The sequence below is a fragment of the Bdellovibrio sp. HCB-110 genome (assembly GCF_047323225.1).
In the GTDB taxonomy this organism is placed as follows: domain Bacteria; phylum Bdellovibrionota; class Bdellovibrionia; order Bdellovibrionales; family Bdellovibrionaceae; genus Bdellovibrio.
Window position 1 is genome coordinate 1,835,878 of sequence record NZ_CP178750.1, and the last position, 16,016, is coordinate 1,851,893.

The window sequence follows — 16,016 nt, forward strand, 5'->3', positions numbered from 1 at the left end:
GTTTTGAAAGAGTGAAATCTCTTTTATTCCTCGCATCTAACAAGGGCCAGTAGCTCAGTTGGTTAGAGCACACGCTTGATAAGCGTGGGGTCGGAAGTTCGAGTCTTCCCTGGCCCACCAACTACACTAATTGAGTTGGACTGTTGAGTGCGAAGAAGGCAGAGATTGCGCTTGAGAATTTGAATGAAGTTTTTCGTTCTTTGACAATTGAATAGATTGATTTAGTTGATTTTTAGCGAGGTTAGTTCCATTTTTTTTAAGCTACAAAGGGCTTACGGTGGATGCCTTGGCACTAAGAAGCGATGAAGGACGTGGTAAGCTGCGATAAGCTTCGGGGAGTGGCACACACACTTTGATCCGGAGATGTCCGAATGAGGAAACTCATCATTTTATGATATCATTCACTGAATACATAGGTGTCTGAAGCGAACGAGGGGAAGTGAAACATCTCAGTACCCTCAGGAAGAGAAATCAATTCCGAGATTACCCCAGTAGTGGCGAGCGAACGGGTAACAGCCTAAACCTTTTTCATTTATTTGAAAGAGGGGTCGTGGGACCGCGATGTGGGACCGGAGAAGTTAGAGTAACAGTCTGGAAAGTCTGGCGAAACAGGGTGATAGCCCCGTACTCGAAAACTTTGAAGGCCCTAGCGGCATCCCGAGTACCACAAGACACGTGAAATCTTGTGGGAATCTGTGAGGACCACCTCATAAGGCTAAATATTCCTTAGTGACCGATAGAGAACAAGTACCGTGAGGGAAAGGTGAAAAGAACCCCGAGAGGGGAGTGAAATAGAACCTGAAACCGTAAGTCTACAAGCAGTTAGAGTCCTTTATATGGACGATAGCGTACCTTTTGCATAATGAGTCAGCGAGTTATGTTTGCATGCGAGGTTAAGCCGTTGCAGGTGGAGCCGTAGCGAAAGCGAGTCTGAATAGGGCGATTTAGTATGCAGGCATAGACCCGAAACCCGGTGATCTAATCATGGACAGGTTGAAGCGAGGGTAACACCTCGTGGAGGACCGAACAAGTTGAGGTTGAAAACTCTTTTGATGATCTGTGATTAGGGGTGAAAGGCCAATCAAACTGGGTGATAGCTGGTTCTCCCCGAAATATATTTAGGTATAGCGTCGAGTAAAAAATATCGTGGAGGTAGAGCACTGAATGGGCTAGGGGTCTTTACCGGATTACCAAACCCAAATAAACTCCGAATGCCACAGATATGTTCCTCGGCAGGCAGACGCAGGGTGATAAGGTCATGCGTCGAGAGGGAAAGAGCCCAGACCAACAGCTAAGGTCCCTAAATGCACGCTCAGTGGAGAACGTTGTGGAGTTACTTTGACAACTAGGAGGTTGGCTTAGAAGCAGCAATCCTTTAAAGAAAGCGTAATAGCTCACTAGTCTAGTGACTCTGCGCGGAAGATACAACGGGGCTAAGCGTGTTACCGAAGCTTTGGATTAAAGTATTTTATATTTTAGTGGTAGGGGAGCGTTCTAGTGTAGGATGAAGGTTGACCGGTAGGACAGCTGGACGAACTAGAAGTGATCATGCTGACATAAGTAGCGTTGAACTCGGGTGAAAAACCCGGGCGCCGAAAACTCAAGGATTCCTGGGCAAGGATAATCCTCCCAGGGTTAGTCGAGACCTAAGATGAGGCCAATTGGCGTAATCGATGGCAAAACGGTTAATATTCCGTTACCTAACAGATTGTGATTAAGGAATGACGGTGTAGGATATCACAGCCCATTATTGGATTTGGGTGTAAGCATGTAGGAGGATCAGTAGGCAAATCCGCTGGTCGTAACTCTGAGGTGTGAATGCGAGGGACTTGTCCCGGAAGTGTGAAAAGCCATGCATCCAAGAAAAGTTTCGTAATTTTAGATTTGTTAGCTCGTACCGTAAACCGACTCAGGTGAGTGGGGTGAATATCCTAAGGCGATGGGGTGAACTTTGGTCAAGGAACTCGGCAACTTAACACCGTAACTTCGGGAAAAGGTGTGCCTGAGAGAGTGTAAGGACTTGCTCCCCAAGCTTTTTCAGGTCGCAGAGAAATGGGAGTAGCGACTGTTTATCAAAAACACAGGTATGTGCAAAGTCACAAGACGAAGTATACATACTGACGCCTGCCCGGTGCTGGAAGGTTAAGAGGATTTGTTAGCGCAAGCGAAGCAGAGAATCGAAGCCCCAGTAAACGGCGGCCGTAACTATAACGGTCCTAAGGTAGCGAAATTCCTTGTCGGGTAAGTTCCGACCTGCACGAATGGCGTAACGACTTCTCCGGTGTCTCGACCAAATGCCTCGCGAAATTGAATTCTCGGTGAAAATGCCGAGTACCCGCAGAAAGACGGAAAGACCCCGTGAACCTTTACTGTAGCTTGGCAGTGATTTTAGAGTTGGCATGTGTAGGATAGGTGGGAGACTTTGAAGCAGGGGCGCTAGCCCTTGTGGAGTCAACCTTGAAATACCACCCTTGGCAACTTTGAAATCTAACCTGCTCCTCTTTACGAGGAGAGGGACACTGTCTGGTGGGCAGTTTGACTGGGGCGGTCGCCTCCCAAAAAGTAACGGAGGCGCGCGATGGTCCCCTCAGCCTGATTGGAAACCAGGCGTCGAGTGCATTGGCATAAGGGGGCTTGACTGCGAGACCTACAAGTCGAGCAGGTGCGAAAGCAGGCCAAAGTGATCCGGTGGTCCCGCGTGGAAGGGCCATCGCTCAACGGATAAAAGGTACTCCGGGGATAACAGGCTTATTCCATCCAAGAGTCCATATCGACGATGGAGTTTGGCACCTCGATGTCGGCTCATCACATCCTGGGGCTGGAGCAGGTCCCAAGGGTTTAGCTGTTCGCTAATTAAAGTGGTACGCGAGCTGGGTTCAGAACGTCGTGAGACAGTTTGGTCCTTATCTTCTGTGGGCGTATGAGATTTGAGCAGACCTGTCCTTAGTACGAGAGGACCGGGATGGACGAACCTCTGGTGTTCCTGTTGTCGCGCCAGCGGCAATGCAGGGTAGCTATGTTCGGAATTGATAACCGCTGAAAGCATCTAAGCGGGAAGCAAACTGCGAGATTAGATCTCACTGGGGCTTCGGCCCCCTAAAGACTCCTCGGAGACTACGAGGTTGATAGGCGGAAGGTGTAAGTGTGGTAACACATTCAGCTGATCCGTACTAATAGGTCGTGAGGCTTTTTTAAATTTTTCTTCTTAACTTTTGTTAAAGAAGATTTCGTCTCAGAGACCTCTTTTAAAGAGCGAGAGACTAACTCTCTGAATAAGTAAGAGAGTGATTAATTTGGGACTAACCAGCCTTACTCTGACAAAGTCAGAGTGTATAAGGTCGCTAAAAATCAACTAAATCAATCATTCAGTTGTCTGAATAAGAATAGTAACTTCTCCATTTGGATTGGAAGTAAGTTGCGAAGAACGAAAACGGAGTTTATAACGAACTCCACTTTGTATTAATAAACGCTTTGCTGGTGTTTATAGCAGAGGGGCCACACCTGATCCCATTCCGAACTCAGAAGTTAAGTCCTCTTGCGGCGATGGTATTGCATGGGCGACCATGTGGGAGAGTAGCACGACGCCAGCTCTTTTTTACTCTAAACCCGATTAGGTAACTCTAATCGGGTTTTTTATTGTTATCTGAGTAAACATATTTAAGATTATATCGGAATGTTTCAGTTTGTGTTAACTGACGGCCTTGTTTCCGAAGTCTCGGAGTTCAAAAATCCCCAACATGATAAAGCAAAACACGGGAAGTCTCTTTCAAAAAAGTTCGCGGAGATTTCATCTAATTGTCTCAGTATAAGAAATTAAATAAACAATAATCGATAGAAACAAACAAAATAATATCTAAAAAGACGGGTCGTGTCTCTCTTCTAACGATATGAAATCTCTAATGATTCTCAATGAAGTCGAGTCGTGAGAGCTTTTTCTAGGGCATTATGGTACTCTACTAATATCAAATACAGGAATCTTTTCCTGTTCGCTTTTTAAGTCTTTTTTTCGACTGATTCAAAAAAAGATCTCTCGGGGAATCGCCCGAGCACGGGATAAAAAAATTGAATACGAGTAGAAAGGGTCGAGATGCGACAGGGTGTCTTATGGCATACGCATATCTGGCAGCAGCCATTATCTTTGAGGTATTGGGTACGATAACAATGAAATATTCAGAGGGATTCACAAAGGTGATTCCAATCATACTCACACTGGTATGTCATGGAATCTGCTTTGTGGCGCTCGCTGTAGCTTTGAAATCACTTCCTATCAGCATGGTTTATGCAATTTGGGCAGGGGTTGGAACAGCTATTATGGCCTTTATTGGATTAATGATGTTCAATGAACCGTTGCCTTTGCAAAAGGTTCTCGCGACAAGTTTGATTATTTTAGGTGTTGTGATGTTGAACTTTGCAGATCATAAACCAGCTGAACAAGTGGCGAAAGTTGAAGCTACAAAAGTAATTAAAGACAAACCAGTTTCTACAGCAGAAGTAGAACCACAAAGAAATTCCGGATAACTTCAGAGGGATTTTTCCCTCTGAAGGGAAAATATAAATTCATTTTAAAGCCTCTTCTTTTTTTAGAAGAGGTTTTTTATTTGAACAATTCAAATTGGCAGCGAAAAATACCAAATACCAAATACCAAATACCAAATACCAAATACCAAATACCAAATACCAAATGCCAAATAATCTAAATTCGAACTTCTAATCTCTCATTTCTAATGTTGCGATTGGCTTTTTTGTTCTTCGAAAAATTCTCCGAGGCGATCAAAGGGAGTTTCGGTTCTTGAAGCGTAGTGAATGAAATCTGTGATTAAATTTGTCAGAAGATGCATTTGCTTGCTGTCTTTGAGTTTTCCTTGGTCGTCGAAGGCTTCGTCGGCGTGGGCGACTCCGAAATAGTCGGGATAGACGAAAGATCCCAGAATGTGAAAAGGAACTCGGGCGTGGAGATTTCCGCGAACGGCTCCTAAGCGTCCTGGAGAAGCTCCAATTAAGCAAATTTGTTTTCTCTTAAGGGGAACTGGGTCTAATCGGGAGAGCCAATCTATGGCGTTTTTAAAAGTTCCTGGGATACTTCCATTGTATTCGGGGCTTGAGATTATTATCGCATCGGCATTTTTTATTTTCTCAGCTAATTTTAAGACTCCTTCGGGGATTCCGTAATTTACTTCCAGGTCACCGTCGAACATAGGCATAGGGAATTCGTTGAACTCGCTCAGCTCAACTTCGTGGAGTTGTAAGGATTCGACGATTTCAGCGGCGATGCGGATGAGTTTTTTATTATAAGAACCTCGACGTAAAGAGGGGGCAAATAAAAAGACCTTCATAGGTGCACCTCGTCTTACTTTGATTCTCTTTTTGTCTCTGTGCATTTGTAACTAATTTGCGAATTTCATTTAAAAATACAATGCTCTCGGGGCTTTCCTCGACCCTTTCGGGCTAACTCAAAACAGGAGGGAATGTTTTGTCTCTATGTTGGATTTTTATTTTTTCTTTATGTCAATTGAGGGGCATTTTATGCATTGTTGACGGCAAAAGGCCTACCTTGTCTTTATACAAAGGACAGTGTTTATGGGTTTTACTACGGCCGATCTTGTTCAGATCATTTTAACTTTAAGTGCAATTGTTATTCTGACGCCTATTTTAGGCAGCTATATGGCTCGGGTTTTTCAAGGGGAAAAGACCTGGCTTTCTTCACTCCTTCGTCCTCTCGAAATTCTTACCTACAAAATTGCAGGCATTAAGGAAAATGATGAGATGGATTGGAAGCAGTATTCATGGTCGCTGCTGTTTTTCAATATCATCGGGATTGTCTTTTTGATGATTCTGCAAATGGCTCAAGCGTCGTTGCCATTGAATCCTCAAGGGTTTGCCAACACTTCTTGGCATTTGGCTTTTAATACGGCTGTGAGTTTTGTGACGAATACAAATTGGCAGGCTTATTCCGGTGAAAGTACCTTGAGTTATTTGACTCAGATGTTGGGTTTGGGAGTGCAAAACTTTGTGAGTGCTGCCACGGGGTTTGGTGTTTTTCTCGCGTTGACTCGCGGGATTGCTCGTCGCCAAGTGACAGGTCTTGGAAACTTTTGGGTCGACTTAACAAGATCTACTGTTCATGTGTTTTTACCTCTGTGTTTTATATTGGCGGTTCTCTTGGTGGGAGAAGGCGTCGTGCAAAACTTTTCGTCTTATACTTCGGTAAAAACATTGGAAGGTGCAGAACAAATTCTTCCTCAAGGACCGGCGGCTTCCCAGATTGCGATCAAACAAATCGGATCTAATGGTGGAGGTTTCTTTGGTGTGAATAGCGCGCATCCTTATGAAAATCCGACTCCGTGGAGCAACTTTTTGGAGATGATCTCTTTGATCCTTTTGGCGGCGGCCAGCACTTACACGTTTGGTGTGATGGTGGGATCAAAAAAACAAGGGTGGGTTCTGTTTTCGGCGATGATGGCGATTATGGTGACGATGCTCGCGTTGTCGCTCTGGTCGGAGTACAGCCCCAATCCTTACGTTGGTCAAACTGCGATGATGGAGGGGAAAGAAACTCGTTTTGGAGTTACCAATAGTGTTCTTTGGTCTGTGTTAACAACATCGGCATCGAATGGTTCTGTCAATGCTATGCATAGTTCGCTGTCGCCACTGTCGGGAGGAATTGCGATGGTGAATATGATGTTGGGTGAAGTTGTATTTGGCGGTGTTGGTGCGGGAATGTACGGGATGCTGTTATTTGTGATTCTCACGGTTTTTATTTCGGGTCTGATGGTTGGCAGAACTCCAGAGTATCTGGGTAAAAAAATTGAAGCCAAAGAAATTATTTGGGTTGTTGTCGGTGTACTTGCTCCCTGTGTGGCAATTCTGATTTTTAGTGCGATTGCTGTCAGTATTCCTCAAGGTCTGGCGGGGCTGGGACATCAGGGACCCCACGGATTGAGTGAGATCCTTTATGCTTACACTTCCGGAGCCGCGAATAACGGCAGTGCTTTTGGAAGTTTGACTGTGAATACGCCGTTCTACAATGTGACGATTGCACTGGCGATGTTGATAGGTCGCTTTGCAATTATTTTTCCGGTTCTAGCGGTGGCGGGAAGTTTGGCGGGTAAAAAATTTTCTCCTCCGTCGTTGGGAACTTTCCGAACGGACTCCGTTCTTTTCGTCGTGATTCTTTGTGCAGTTATTGTGATTGTTGGCGCTCTGACTTTCTTCCCGGCTCTTTCGTTGGGAACGATTTTAGAACACCTATTGATGTTAAGAGGAGCGTAGGAGTTTTTGTATGAGTTCTTCATCTACATTTTCAGATAAAAATATTATTAAGCAAGCCCTTAAAGACAGCTTTGTTAAATTGGACCCGCGAGTTCAGGCTAAAAATCCGGTGATGATGATCACCTGGCTGGGTGCCCTTGTCGTGACCTTTGTTGTGATTCAAAGAATGCTTTCGGGAAGCAGTTTTAGTTTTGAACTGCAATTGGGATTGTGGCTTTGGTTCACGGTTCTTTTTGCTAACTTTTCAGAAGCATTAGCGGAAGGGCGAGGTAAAGCCCAGGCCGAATCCATGAAGAAAACGCGTTCTCATACCATGGCTCGCAAGTTGGTCAGTGGCAGGGAGGAAAGTGTTGTTTCATTGGTGTTAAGAAAAGATGATACCGTCGTTTGTGAAGCGGGTGATGTTATTCCAGGGGATGGCGAAATCACAGAGGGTATTGCCACCGTCGATGAATCGGCAATCACGGGTGAATCAGCTCCTGTCGTGCGTGAAGCTGGCGGAGATCGCAGTGCTGTGACTGGAGGAACTCGCGTTATCAGTGATAGAATTCTTATTCGTATTACGGCGGATCCAGGTAATAGCTTTTTAGATCGTATGATCAGTTTGGTCGAAGGGGCCAAACGTCAAAAGACTCCAAATGAAATTGCCTTGGGTATTTTACTCGTCTCATTAACGGCGGTATTTATGTTGGCAGTCGTGACTTTGAAATTCTTTGCTGATTATTCGGCAAAGAGTGCGGGACAGGACTTATCCCATATCGTGACTCTTCCAGTTTTGATTGCGCTTTTGGTGTGCCTGATTCCGACAACAATTGGGGGATTGCTGAGTGCTATTGGTATTAGCGGTATGGATCGTTTGATTCGTAAGAATGTCATAGCAAAAAGTGGGCGTGCTGTGGAAGCAGCAGGTGATATCGACGTTTTGATGTTGGATAAGACGGGAACGATCACACTGGGTAATCGTATGGCCAGTGATTTTGTCGCGGCTCCAGGTGTGACTCTTGAAGCTTTGGCTGAAGCTTCTCAGTTGGCTTCGTTGAGTGATGAAACTCCGGAGGGGCGTTCCATCGTGATTTTGGCAAAACAAAGATTCTCTTTGCGAGCACAGAATTTAGATACTCATCATGCCCATTTTGTTCCTTTTACGGCGCAGACACGTGTGAGTGGCGTGGACATTCAAAGTCCTGCGGGAGTGCGTATGCTTCGCAAAGGGGCCGGCGATTCCGTGCAAAAACATGTCGAGTCTTTAGGAGGACACTTTCCTTCAGAGGTGAAACAAACTGCCGACGCGATTGCTCGTCAGGGTGGGACTCCTTTGGTCGTGGCGGAAGACAATCGTGTTTTAGGTGTGATTCACCTTAAAGATATCGTGAAAGGCGGAATTCGCGAACGTTTTGCAGAACTTCGCCGCATGGGTATTCGCACTGTTATGGTCACAGGGGATAATCCACTCACGGCGGCGGCGATTGCAGCGGAAGCGGGTGTAGATGACTATATTGCGCAAGCGACTCCGGAAGCTAAATTACAAAGAATTCGCGAGGAGCAGGCTAAAGGTCACTTGGTCGCAATGACTGGGGATGGAACAAATGATGCTCCAGCGTTGGCGCAAGCGGATGTGGGAGTTGCGATGAATACCGGAACTCAAGCAGCACGTGAAGCGGGTAATATGGTGGATCTGGATTCCAATCCCACAAAACTTATTGAAATTGTGGAAACGGGAAAGCAATTGTTAATGACTCGTGGGTCCCTAACGACATTCAGTATTGCCAATGACGTTGCAAAATATTTTGCGATTATTCCGGCGATGTTTGCAGGTCTTTACGCCGTCAATGGTGGATTGAATGGTCCGTTAGGATCTTTGAATGTTATGGGGCTTAACTCTCCACAGAGTGCGGTATTAAGTGCGGTGATCTTTAACGCTTTAATTATTATTGCTCTTGTTCCGTTGGCTTTGCGTGGTGTGAAGTATCGCCCGATGGGGGCAAATATCATCTTGCAAAGAAATTTGGTGATTTATGGTTTTGGCGGTGTCCTTGTTCCTTTTATCGCTATTAAAATTATCGACATTTTGATTGTCAGCATGGGGTTGGTATAATGAAAAACTTCATCATTTCTATTAAAATATTTGTTGTCTTGAGTATTATCACCGGTGTGATTTATCCATTAGCAGTGACCGGTGTTGGGCAGGTACTATTTCCGTATCAGGCCAATGGATCCGTGATTAAAAAAGAAGGACAGCTTGTCGGATCCGAGCTGATTGCGCAAAAGTTTGTGAGTCCGAAATACTTCTGGCCGAGACCTTCTGCGGGCGATTATACAACAGTGGCCTCGGGAGCCTCCAATGCAGGCCCTACTAGTGAGAACTTAAAGAAGGCCGTGGCAGAGCGAGGAAATCAGGGACTGACTCACGAAATGCTTTTTACCTCAGGGAGTGGTCTAGATCCTCATATCTCTCCAATGGCGGCTCGTGCTCAGGTACAACGCGTTGTTCATGAACGCAAGTTGTCGCAGGCGCAAACAGAGCTGGTTGAAAAGCTAATTGAAGAATACACTGAAGGTCGTCAGGGAGGCCTTCTTGGCGAGAGGCGAGTGAATGTTTTGAAACTCAATCTCGCGTTGGATAAGCAACTATGAATGATGATTATCGTCCCAATCCCGACCGAATTTTAGAAGGGATTAAAAAAGAGGAAGAGAAAAAAGATCGAGGTCACTTTCGTGTCTTCTTCGGGATGTGTCCGGGCGTAGGAAAGACTTACGCCATGCTTAAAGCCGCCGTTGAACAGGTCCGCCAAGGTGCGGACCTTGTCGTTGGAGTGGTTGAAACCCACGGCAGAAAAGAAACAGAAGAATTGCTCGCCGGTCTTGAAGTTATTCCTCGTCGAAAAATTATTTATAAAGAAACTGTTCTTGAAGAAATGGACATTGATGCCATTTTAAAAAGAAAGCCACAGATTGTTCTTGTCGATGAACTGGCTCATACGAATGTGCCAGGTTCACGTCATCCGAAACGTTATCAAGATGTGATTGAACTTTTGGATGCGGGGATTGATGTCTACTCGACAGTGAATGTTCAGCACTTAGAGAGTCGAGCGGACCTCGTGCAGCAGATCACGAGTGTTCGTATCAATGAGCGCATTCCAGATTCTATCTTGGATTTGGCAAATCAAATTGAGCTTATCGATATCACGGCTCAGGGTCTTTTAAAAAGGATGAAAGAAGGCAAGGTCTATCAAGGCGATCGTGCTGTCAGAGCTGAAGAAAATTTTTTTCGTGAAACTCACTTGATGGCTTTGCGTGAATTGGCTTTGCGATACACCGCCGAACGAGTCGATCAAGACTTGCAGGATCAAATGGTCGTGCAACAGATTATGGGACCTTGGAATACCCAAGAGCGTTTGTTGGTTGCCGTTAGTCACAGTCCTTTTTCAGGCAGATTGATTCGGGCTACACGCAGGATGGCGTACAGTTTGGAAGCTCCGTGGGTGGCGCTGCATATTGATGCTGGCGACAGACTTAACGACGAAGACCAGTCAATGTTGATCAAGAATCTGGCTCTGGCACGAGAGTTGGGTGCCGAGGTGATCTCGGTGCGCAACTCAAATATCGCCGAAGCCATCCATCAGATTTCACATGAGCGCAATATCACGCAAATTATCATGGGACGTCCGCAGCGCCATTGGTGGGAAATCATCAAGGGACAAGGGTCTTTGTTAGATCAGCTGGTTCGTAAAAGCAGTACTGTGGATGTTCATATCATTCGTCAGGAAGAAGGGCCTGCTCGTAAGATTTGGAAATGGGCTCCTCCAGGGTTCGATGCTCAGGGAGTGGCCTACTGGTATTCCTTTTGTTTTATTGTGGGTGTGAGCTTCTTGAACGGTTTATTGGTGCCCTACATCGGGTATCGTTCTGTCGGTTTTATATACTTAATGGCGATGATGACAATCGGTTTGGTTGCTAGCCAAGGACCGATTCTGTTTGCAGCGACTTTAAGTGCCTTGATTTGGAATTACTTCTTTATTCCACCCACTCTGACTTTTTCGATTTCAGCCCCCGAAGATTTTATGATGTGCGTTGCCTATTTTCTTGTAGCATTGCTTTGCGGTGTTCTTGCGGCACGCATTCGCAGTCGGGATAAAGACCTTGAAGGGCGAGAGAAGCGCACGCGAAGTCTTTATGAATTGGTGCGGGAGTTTTCAAGTTCGTTATCCGTGATGGATGTTTGCCTCGCGACTGCACAAAGTATCGAAGGTCTTTTAAATGGGAAAGTTAAGATTCTCTTGGTCGATGAAGAAGGTGCGCTGCTAAGAAGATCTTTTAATGATGCGAAGGTCGACGACAAGGATTTCGCACTGTCATTGTGGTCTTTTGAAAACGGCAAAAACGCGGGATGGAAGACAGAGACTTTATCTGAATCGCGTTGTCTGAGCTTGCCATTGAAAGCCAAGGAAAAGGCCGTCGGAGTTTTGTTGTTTTATCCAAGAGAAAAAGACATTTTGTCATTGGACCAACAGAACTTTTTAGAAAATGTATGTGCTCAAACGGGCCTTGCTTTGGACCGGATGCGTTTGCAGCAAAAATCGGAGAAGATGAAAGTTCTGGAAGCTTCAGAAAATTTGCATCAAGCCCTTTTGAACTCGGTATCCCATGAGCTTCGCACACCGTTGACTTCGATAATCGGGTCAGCCTCAGCGGTCCTAGATAAAAAAGTTTTTTCTCAGGAAAATGTGCGCGAGCAACTGGTTCAAGATATTATTGATTCGTCTTTGAGATTGAATCAGGTGGTTGAGAATCTTTTAGATATGTCGCGGCTGAATTCAGGGGCTCTTCATTTAAAAAGAGAGTGGATGGATTTGGTGGATCTTTTGTCGGGCCTTCCCTTGAAGCTCGGACGACTGGCGGCCCATCATAAATTGGTGATTAAGAGTGACGTGAACTCCTGTTATGCGCAAGTGGATGAGAAGCTATTAGAACACGTCCTCTTGAATCTTTTAAGCAATGCGGTTCGGTATGCTCCAGTTGAAACGGAAATATTTGTGGAGTTAGAACGCGGGGATAAAAAAATACTTTTAAGAGTGAAGGATCAAGGACCGGGAATTCCGCAGCAGAATTTGCAAACGATTTTTGAAGCCTTTTATCGAGTTCCAGGAAGTGCCACGGGTGGTGTGGGACTGGGGCTTGCTATTGTAAAAGCTCTTGTTGAAGCCCATGGCGGGCGCGTTTATGCTCAGAATAGAAAAGGAACTTCGGGAGCTGAGTTTGTGATTGAACTTCCTTATGAAAGACCACCTCAAGCTTTGCAGGAGGAAGTATGAAAGAAGGCTTAAAAAGAGTTTTAGTTATTGATGACGAGGCCTCTATTCGTAAACTTTTGCGAGTGAGTCTTGAGGCTAATAGTTATCATATTGACGAAGCCAGTTTGGCTCGTGAGGGGATTGCTATGGTGGCGTCCCTTCGGCCTGATATTGTGCTTTTGGATTTGGGGCTTCCGGATATGACAGGACTGGAAGTCCTTAAAGAGATTCGCAATTGGTCTCAGGTGCCAGTGATTGTTCTTACCGTGCAGGATTCCGACAATGATAAGATCAGCGCCTTGGATGGGGGAGCTGATGACTATATCACGAAGCCTTTTAGTGTTCCTGAGTTGCTGGTGCGTATGCGTGTGGCTTTGCGCCACTCCATGCACGCCTTTTCTGAGAAAACAGATTTGATCAGTGGTCCTTTAACAGTGGATTTGCCAGGGCATACGGTCACAGTGGAGGGGGAGTTGGTAAAACTCACCGCCACGGAGTTCAATATTCTCAAAGTGTTAATGAAACATAAGGGAAAAGTGGTAACTCATCGAATGCTTCTAAATGAAGTTTGGGGACCCAATGCGGTTGAGCATACGCACTATCTGCGTGTCTATGTGGGAGCTTTAAGAAAGAAGCTGAAGTTGCGTGAAACTACGCCGGAAGTGATTGTCACAGAAGCCGGCGTTGGATACCGACTTCTGGATCTTTAAAAAATTATTTTAAGAATGATTTTTTAAGTTGAGCCACACCGTCGTCAGAAGGTTTGCCCAACCAGATAGCGAAAATTTTCTCAATCAAGCCTGCAGAACCTTTGATTTCGGAAAGATTGCCACTTGTTGTTTCATACAAAATCGCTTCGCTGCCGTCTTTAAGGTGGGCGCCAAGGACCGTGAGAGCCTTGCCTTCTTTGGCTTCGCCGCCTTTTGCGACAGAATCAAGAAATTGTTTTACAGAAGATTCTTCGATATCAATATTGTTAGCTTTCAAAGCCTCTTTGAAAGACTTCTGAACATTGTCAGCATCGACATCGCGAACAAAATGCAATTGCACGGCAACAGCCTTTTGATCCTTAAGAGAACCCAAAGCTTCTACATCTGACTTTTTGAAAGTTGCAGGGGACGCCACATAAAGTTGGCCCACGTAGACTTTCACATTAACAAAGACAACTTTTTTTGCACGAAGACCTGCACCGACGGATGTAAGTTTGATGCTTTCGCCTTCAACGTTGGCAGTTGCTGATGCCGCCAAAGAAACCTTTTCGATTTTTTCTCCAGCGCCTTCGGGAGTCAGAAGAGCCGCGGAAGCAGTTACAGACAAAAGAAGGGCGAATACGGAAATTAAGAGCGTTTTCATGGGAATCCTTTCTCATACTGGTAGAATTTAGGATTTGCGCCAGACCACAAAATGTCAATGAGGAAAACTTTTGTTGGCAGTCATTAGTTCAGTACATTAAACTCCTAAATAGAGACACATGAGCGACAAACGACCGACCTCCCTTTTTAGACAAAAACTAGAACTTCTGATTCTTAGTCAGTCAGAAGAGGTTTTAAATCGCGCCAAGCATGTTGTGTCCACTCATCACCTTACTTTCCGTCATCTGCCCTATACGGAACTTCCTGCGGGAGTTTTGAGTGAGCTGATGAAGGCGCAACTGATTTTATTGGCTCAGGAGCAAGGCGAGACTCTTAAAGATTTTGCTAGCAGGGTCGATCATATTTTGCATCTTTTCCCGCGTTCAAGACTTGTGACGGTGATGGATGCATCTTTTTCTCGAGAAAATCCTGAAGGCAGTCAAAACTCCCGAGTGACGGCCTTGTCTCAGGCGGAATTTTTTTCGACTTTGAAGTTTGAATATTTGTGTCTCTATCGCTGTCGTTCACAATACTTTGAAATTCAGCCTACGGATCTTTTTCCGATGACGACCATGACGTTTCCAGCTTTTATACGTCTGGCTTTAAATCAAAGATATCTCGCCGTGGTTTATAGTAACACGGTTCTTTCTGATGATCGGTTCGGTCGTTTGGGACAAGCCGAGGGGCTCTTCATTCAGATGAAGGACAGCGACAAATATCTGCAATATATCAACAACTATTTTGATACCTCCGGTGCAGGCTTGAAGAAGCGGGCCCGAGCTCTTTTTTTATCCGTTTATTATCACTCGCTGCATTTGAACGAGAGTATTCTTTTCGATTTTAAGTCGGCTTCGCATGAGCACGTGTCTGAAACTTACGGAAAAATTCGCAAAGTCGGGGAAGAACTTTTTGAGATCATGCGAAGTGAGGAAAATCTTTGGGATGTCTTTCGCGAAGCTGTGAATGGCGAGTTTACTGATTTTTGGAGATCGCCGTGGATTGCTGTCTATGGGGCTCTTATGGCCATCAAAAGCGGACAAGGTGATCCTATGGTGACGTTCTTGTCTGGTCTGCTGACGGATGCAGGGCTTTATGATTTGGAAGAAGATCTAACCAGAAGATATTTCTTCTCAGAAGATAAAAAATCCGTGAATGAGCAAAGCAGTTTTCAAAGACATCCGTTGTTGTCATTGAACCGCTGTCTTATTAAAAAATTACCCTTGGATGAACAAGTCAAAAGCGTCTTGGTATGCGCCCATGAACAGGCGGATCAGAAGGGTTTTCCAAATCAAGTTCCTGCTGACAAACTTCCTGTCGAGGCGCAACTCCTCTTGTTTGCAGAGAAGATTGATCAAGGCGTTTTAACGACGATGAAACAAACGGGCGTGGGATTTCGTTTTCTCAAAGAGAAAATTTGGGAAAGTGAAAACACCTCTCAAGCCAACTTCAGTGGCGCCTTCTTGGCGGGAATCGCCGAGTCTCTGATCTAAGGATAGATCGAAGTCCTTTGTGACTTATGACACCTCTTGTAAGAAGCAAAATCCTTTTGCGCCCTCCTCGCGTTTTGCATTTAATGAAGTGGCTAAAATATTGTTAACAGAGGAGTTGATAATGCTTAAAAAGATGGCACTCACACTATCGCTTTGCTTGATGGCATTGGCTGGCAGTGTAGAGGCTAAGGAATTGACGAACCGTCTTGGCGTGGGTGTGAAAAAGAACACGTCATTGGATTTGCCAGAGTTGGCGACTGTGTACCACTTGGCGCCGGACATTTCTGTGACGGGCGGCTTGGGTATTGATACACAAAAGGATTATTCTAAGTTTTCCTTCAATGCAGGGGTGCGTCGTGTGGTTTTCAAAGAAGACAACATGAACTTCTACATGGGTGGTTCTGTAGGACTTGTGAACTTTGAAACTGCGGGGGAAAAAGAATCTGGTTTTGAATTGAACGCTCTTTTTGGTGGCGAGTTCTTCTTTACAGGTTTGGACTCTTTGGCGTTCACGTTTGAAGGTGGTGTGGGTGTGATCTCTGCTGACAATGTTCGTTTTAGAACAGTGGCAGATGGTCCGTTCAATGCCGGTATTATCTTTTACTTCTAATTTA

10 protein-coding genes, 1 tRNA gene and 2 rRNA genes are annotated in these 16,016 nt (G+C 45.2%); 11 read left to right on the forward strand and 2 right to left on the reverse strand.

Going from position 1 to position 16,016, the window contains the following annotated elements; translation table 11 throughout:
- Positions 1-43 precede the first annotated feature (43 nt).
- The 4 genes from ACL934_RS08845 (at position 44) to ACL934_RS08860 (ending at position 4,518) form a co-directional block, all read left to right on the forward strand.
- Positions 44-120, forward strand: a tRNA-Ile gene (locus ACL934_RS08845).
- A gap of 134 nt (positions 121-254) precedes the next feature.
- Positions 255-3,195, forward strand: a 23S ribosomal RNA gene (locus ACL934_RS08850).
- Positions 3,196-3,473: 278 nt separating this feature from the next.
- Positions 3,474-3,590 (forward strand): 5S ribosomal RNA (rrf, locus tag ACL934_RS08855).
- 514 nt (positions 3,591-4,104) lie between these two features.
- Complete coding sequence (locus tag ACL934_RS08860; protein WP_374080055.1) at positions 4,105-4,518, forward strand: DMT family transporter; 414 nt, start codon at positions 4,105-4,107, stop codon at positions 4,516-4,518.
- 203 nt (positions 4,519-4,721) lie between these two features.
- On the opposite strand, the gene ACL934_RS08865 is transcribed toward ACL934_RS08860, so the two are convergent.
- Positions 4,722-5,333, reverse strand: coding sequence for an NADPH-dependent FMN reductase (locus ACL934_RS08865; protein WP_374080057.1), 612 nt, complete (start codon positions 5,331-5,333; stop codon positions 4,722-4,724).
- Between the two features lie 244 nt (positions 5,334-5,577).
- Here ACL934_RS08865 and kdpA point away from each other — a divergent pair, with 244 nt between their 5' ends.
- From kdpA to ACL934_RS08890, 5 genes are read left to right on the forward strand one after another with little or no spacing between them, the layout of a single operon-like run.
- The gene (gene kdpA, locus ACL934_RS08870) at positions 5,578-7,269 is read left to right on the forward strand and encodes a potassium-transporting ATPase subunit KdpA (RefSeq protein WP_374080059.1); all 1,692 of its coding nucleotides are present in this window, start codon (positions 5,578-5,580) and stop codon (positions 7,267-7,269) included.
- A gap of 10 nt (positions 7,270-7,279) precedes the next feature.
- A complete protein-coding gene (kdpB, locus tag ACL934_RS08875) occupies positions 7,280-9,364 on the forward strand; it encodes a potassium-transporting ATPase subunit KdpB (RefSeq protein WP_374080062.1) in 2,085 nt (694 codons plus the stop codon).
- Entirely contained in the window at positions 9,364-9,903 is a 540-nt protein-coding gene (kdpC, locus tag ACL934_RS08880; protein WP_374080064.1) for a K(+)-transporting ATPase subunit C, read from the forward strand. The genes kdpB and kdpC overlap by 1 nt, the downstream gene beginning before the upstream one ends.
- The gene (locus ACL934_RS08885) at positions 9,900-12,581 is read left to right on the forward strand and encodes an ATP-binding protein (RefSeq protein ID WP_374080066.1); all 2,682 of its coding nucleotides are present in this window, start codon (positions 9,900-9,902) and stop codon (positions 12,579-12,581) included. The genes kdpC and ACL934_RS08885 overlap by 4 nt, the downstream gene beginning before the upstream one ends.
- Entirely contained in the window at positions 12,578-13,270 is a 693-nt protein-coding gene (locus tag ACL934_RS08890; RefSeq protein ID WP_374080068.1) for a response regulator, read from the forward strand. Before ACL934_RS08885 ends, ACL934_RS08890 begins: the two co-directional genes overlap by 4 nt.
- A gap of 4 nt (positions 13,271-13,274) precedes the next feature.
- Here the strand turns inward: ACL934_RS08890 and ACL934_RS08895 are convergent, their stop codons facing one another.
- Positions 13,275-13,913: a chalcone isomerase family protein gene (locus ACL934_RS08895; protein WP_374080070.1), complete on the reverse strand. Its 639-nt coding sequence runs from the start codon at positions 13,911-13,913 to the stop codon at positions 13,275-13,277.
- A 118-nt stretch (positions 13,914-14,031) separates the two neighbouring features.
- On the opposite strand from ACL934_RS08895, the gene ACL934_RS08900 reads away from it, so the two are divergent.
- Both ACL934_RS08900 and ACL934_RS08905 read left to right on the forward strand, forming a co-directional pair.
- Entirely contained in the window at positions 14,032-15,402 is a 1,371-nt protein-coding gene (locus tag ACL934_RS08900; RefSeq protein ID WP_374080073.1) for a hypothetical protein, read from the forward strand.
- 121 nt (positions 15,403-15,523) lie between these two features.
- Positions 15,524-16,012 (forward strand): organic solvent tolerance protein, encoded by a 489-nt coding sequence (locus ACL934_RS08905; RefSeq protein ID WP_374080075.1) that lies wholly within the window; start codon positions 15,524-15,526, stop codon positions 16,010-16,012.
- Positions 16,013-16,016 lie beyond the last annotated feature (4 nt).

What these genes read in the sequence shown, in the direction of transcription:
- kdpA (WP_374080059.1), top strand. Translation starts at nt 5,578, where the DNA reads ATGGGTTTTACTACGGCCGATCTTGTTCAGATCATTTTAACTTTAAGT.
- kdpB (WP_374080062.1), top strand. Translation starts at nt 7,280, where the DNA reads ATGAGTTCTTCATCTACATTTTCAGATAAAAATATTATTAAGCAAGCC.
- ACL934_RS08885 (WP_374080066.1), top strand. Translation starts at nt 9,900, where the DNA reads ATGAATGATGATTATCGTCCCAATCCCGACCGAATTTTAGAAGGGATT.
- kdpC (WP_374080064.1), top strand. Translation starts at nt 9,364, where the DNA reads ATGAAAAACTTCATCATTTCTATTAAAATATTTGTTGTCTTGAGTATT.
- ACL934_RS08895 (WP_374080070.1), bottom strand. Translation starts at nt 13,913, where the DNA reads ATGAAAACGCTCTTAATTTCCGTATTCGCCCTTCTTTTGTCTGTAACT.
- ACL934_RS08865 (WP_374080057.1), bottom strand. Translation starts at nt 5,333, where the DNA reads ATGAAGGTCTTTTTATTTGCCCCCTCTTTACGTCGAGGTTCTTATAAT.
- ACL934_RS08890 (WP_374080068.1), top strand. Translation starts at nt 12,578, where the DNA reads ATGAAAGAAGGCTTAAAAAGAGTTTTAGTTATTGATGACGAGGCCTCT.
- ACL934_RS08900 (WP_374080073.1), top strand. Translation starts at nt 14,032, where the DNA reads ATGAGCGACAAACGACCGACCTCCCTTTTTAGACAAAAACTAGAACTT.
- ACL934_RS08860 (WP_374080055.1), top strand. Translation starts at nt 4,105, where the DNA reads ATGGCATACGCATATCTGGCAGCAGCCATTATCTTTGAGGTATTGGGT.
- ACL934_RS08905 (WP_374080075.1), top strand. Translation starts at nt 15,524, where the DNA reads ATGCTTAAAAAGATGGCACTCACACTATCGCTTTGCTTGATGGCATTG.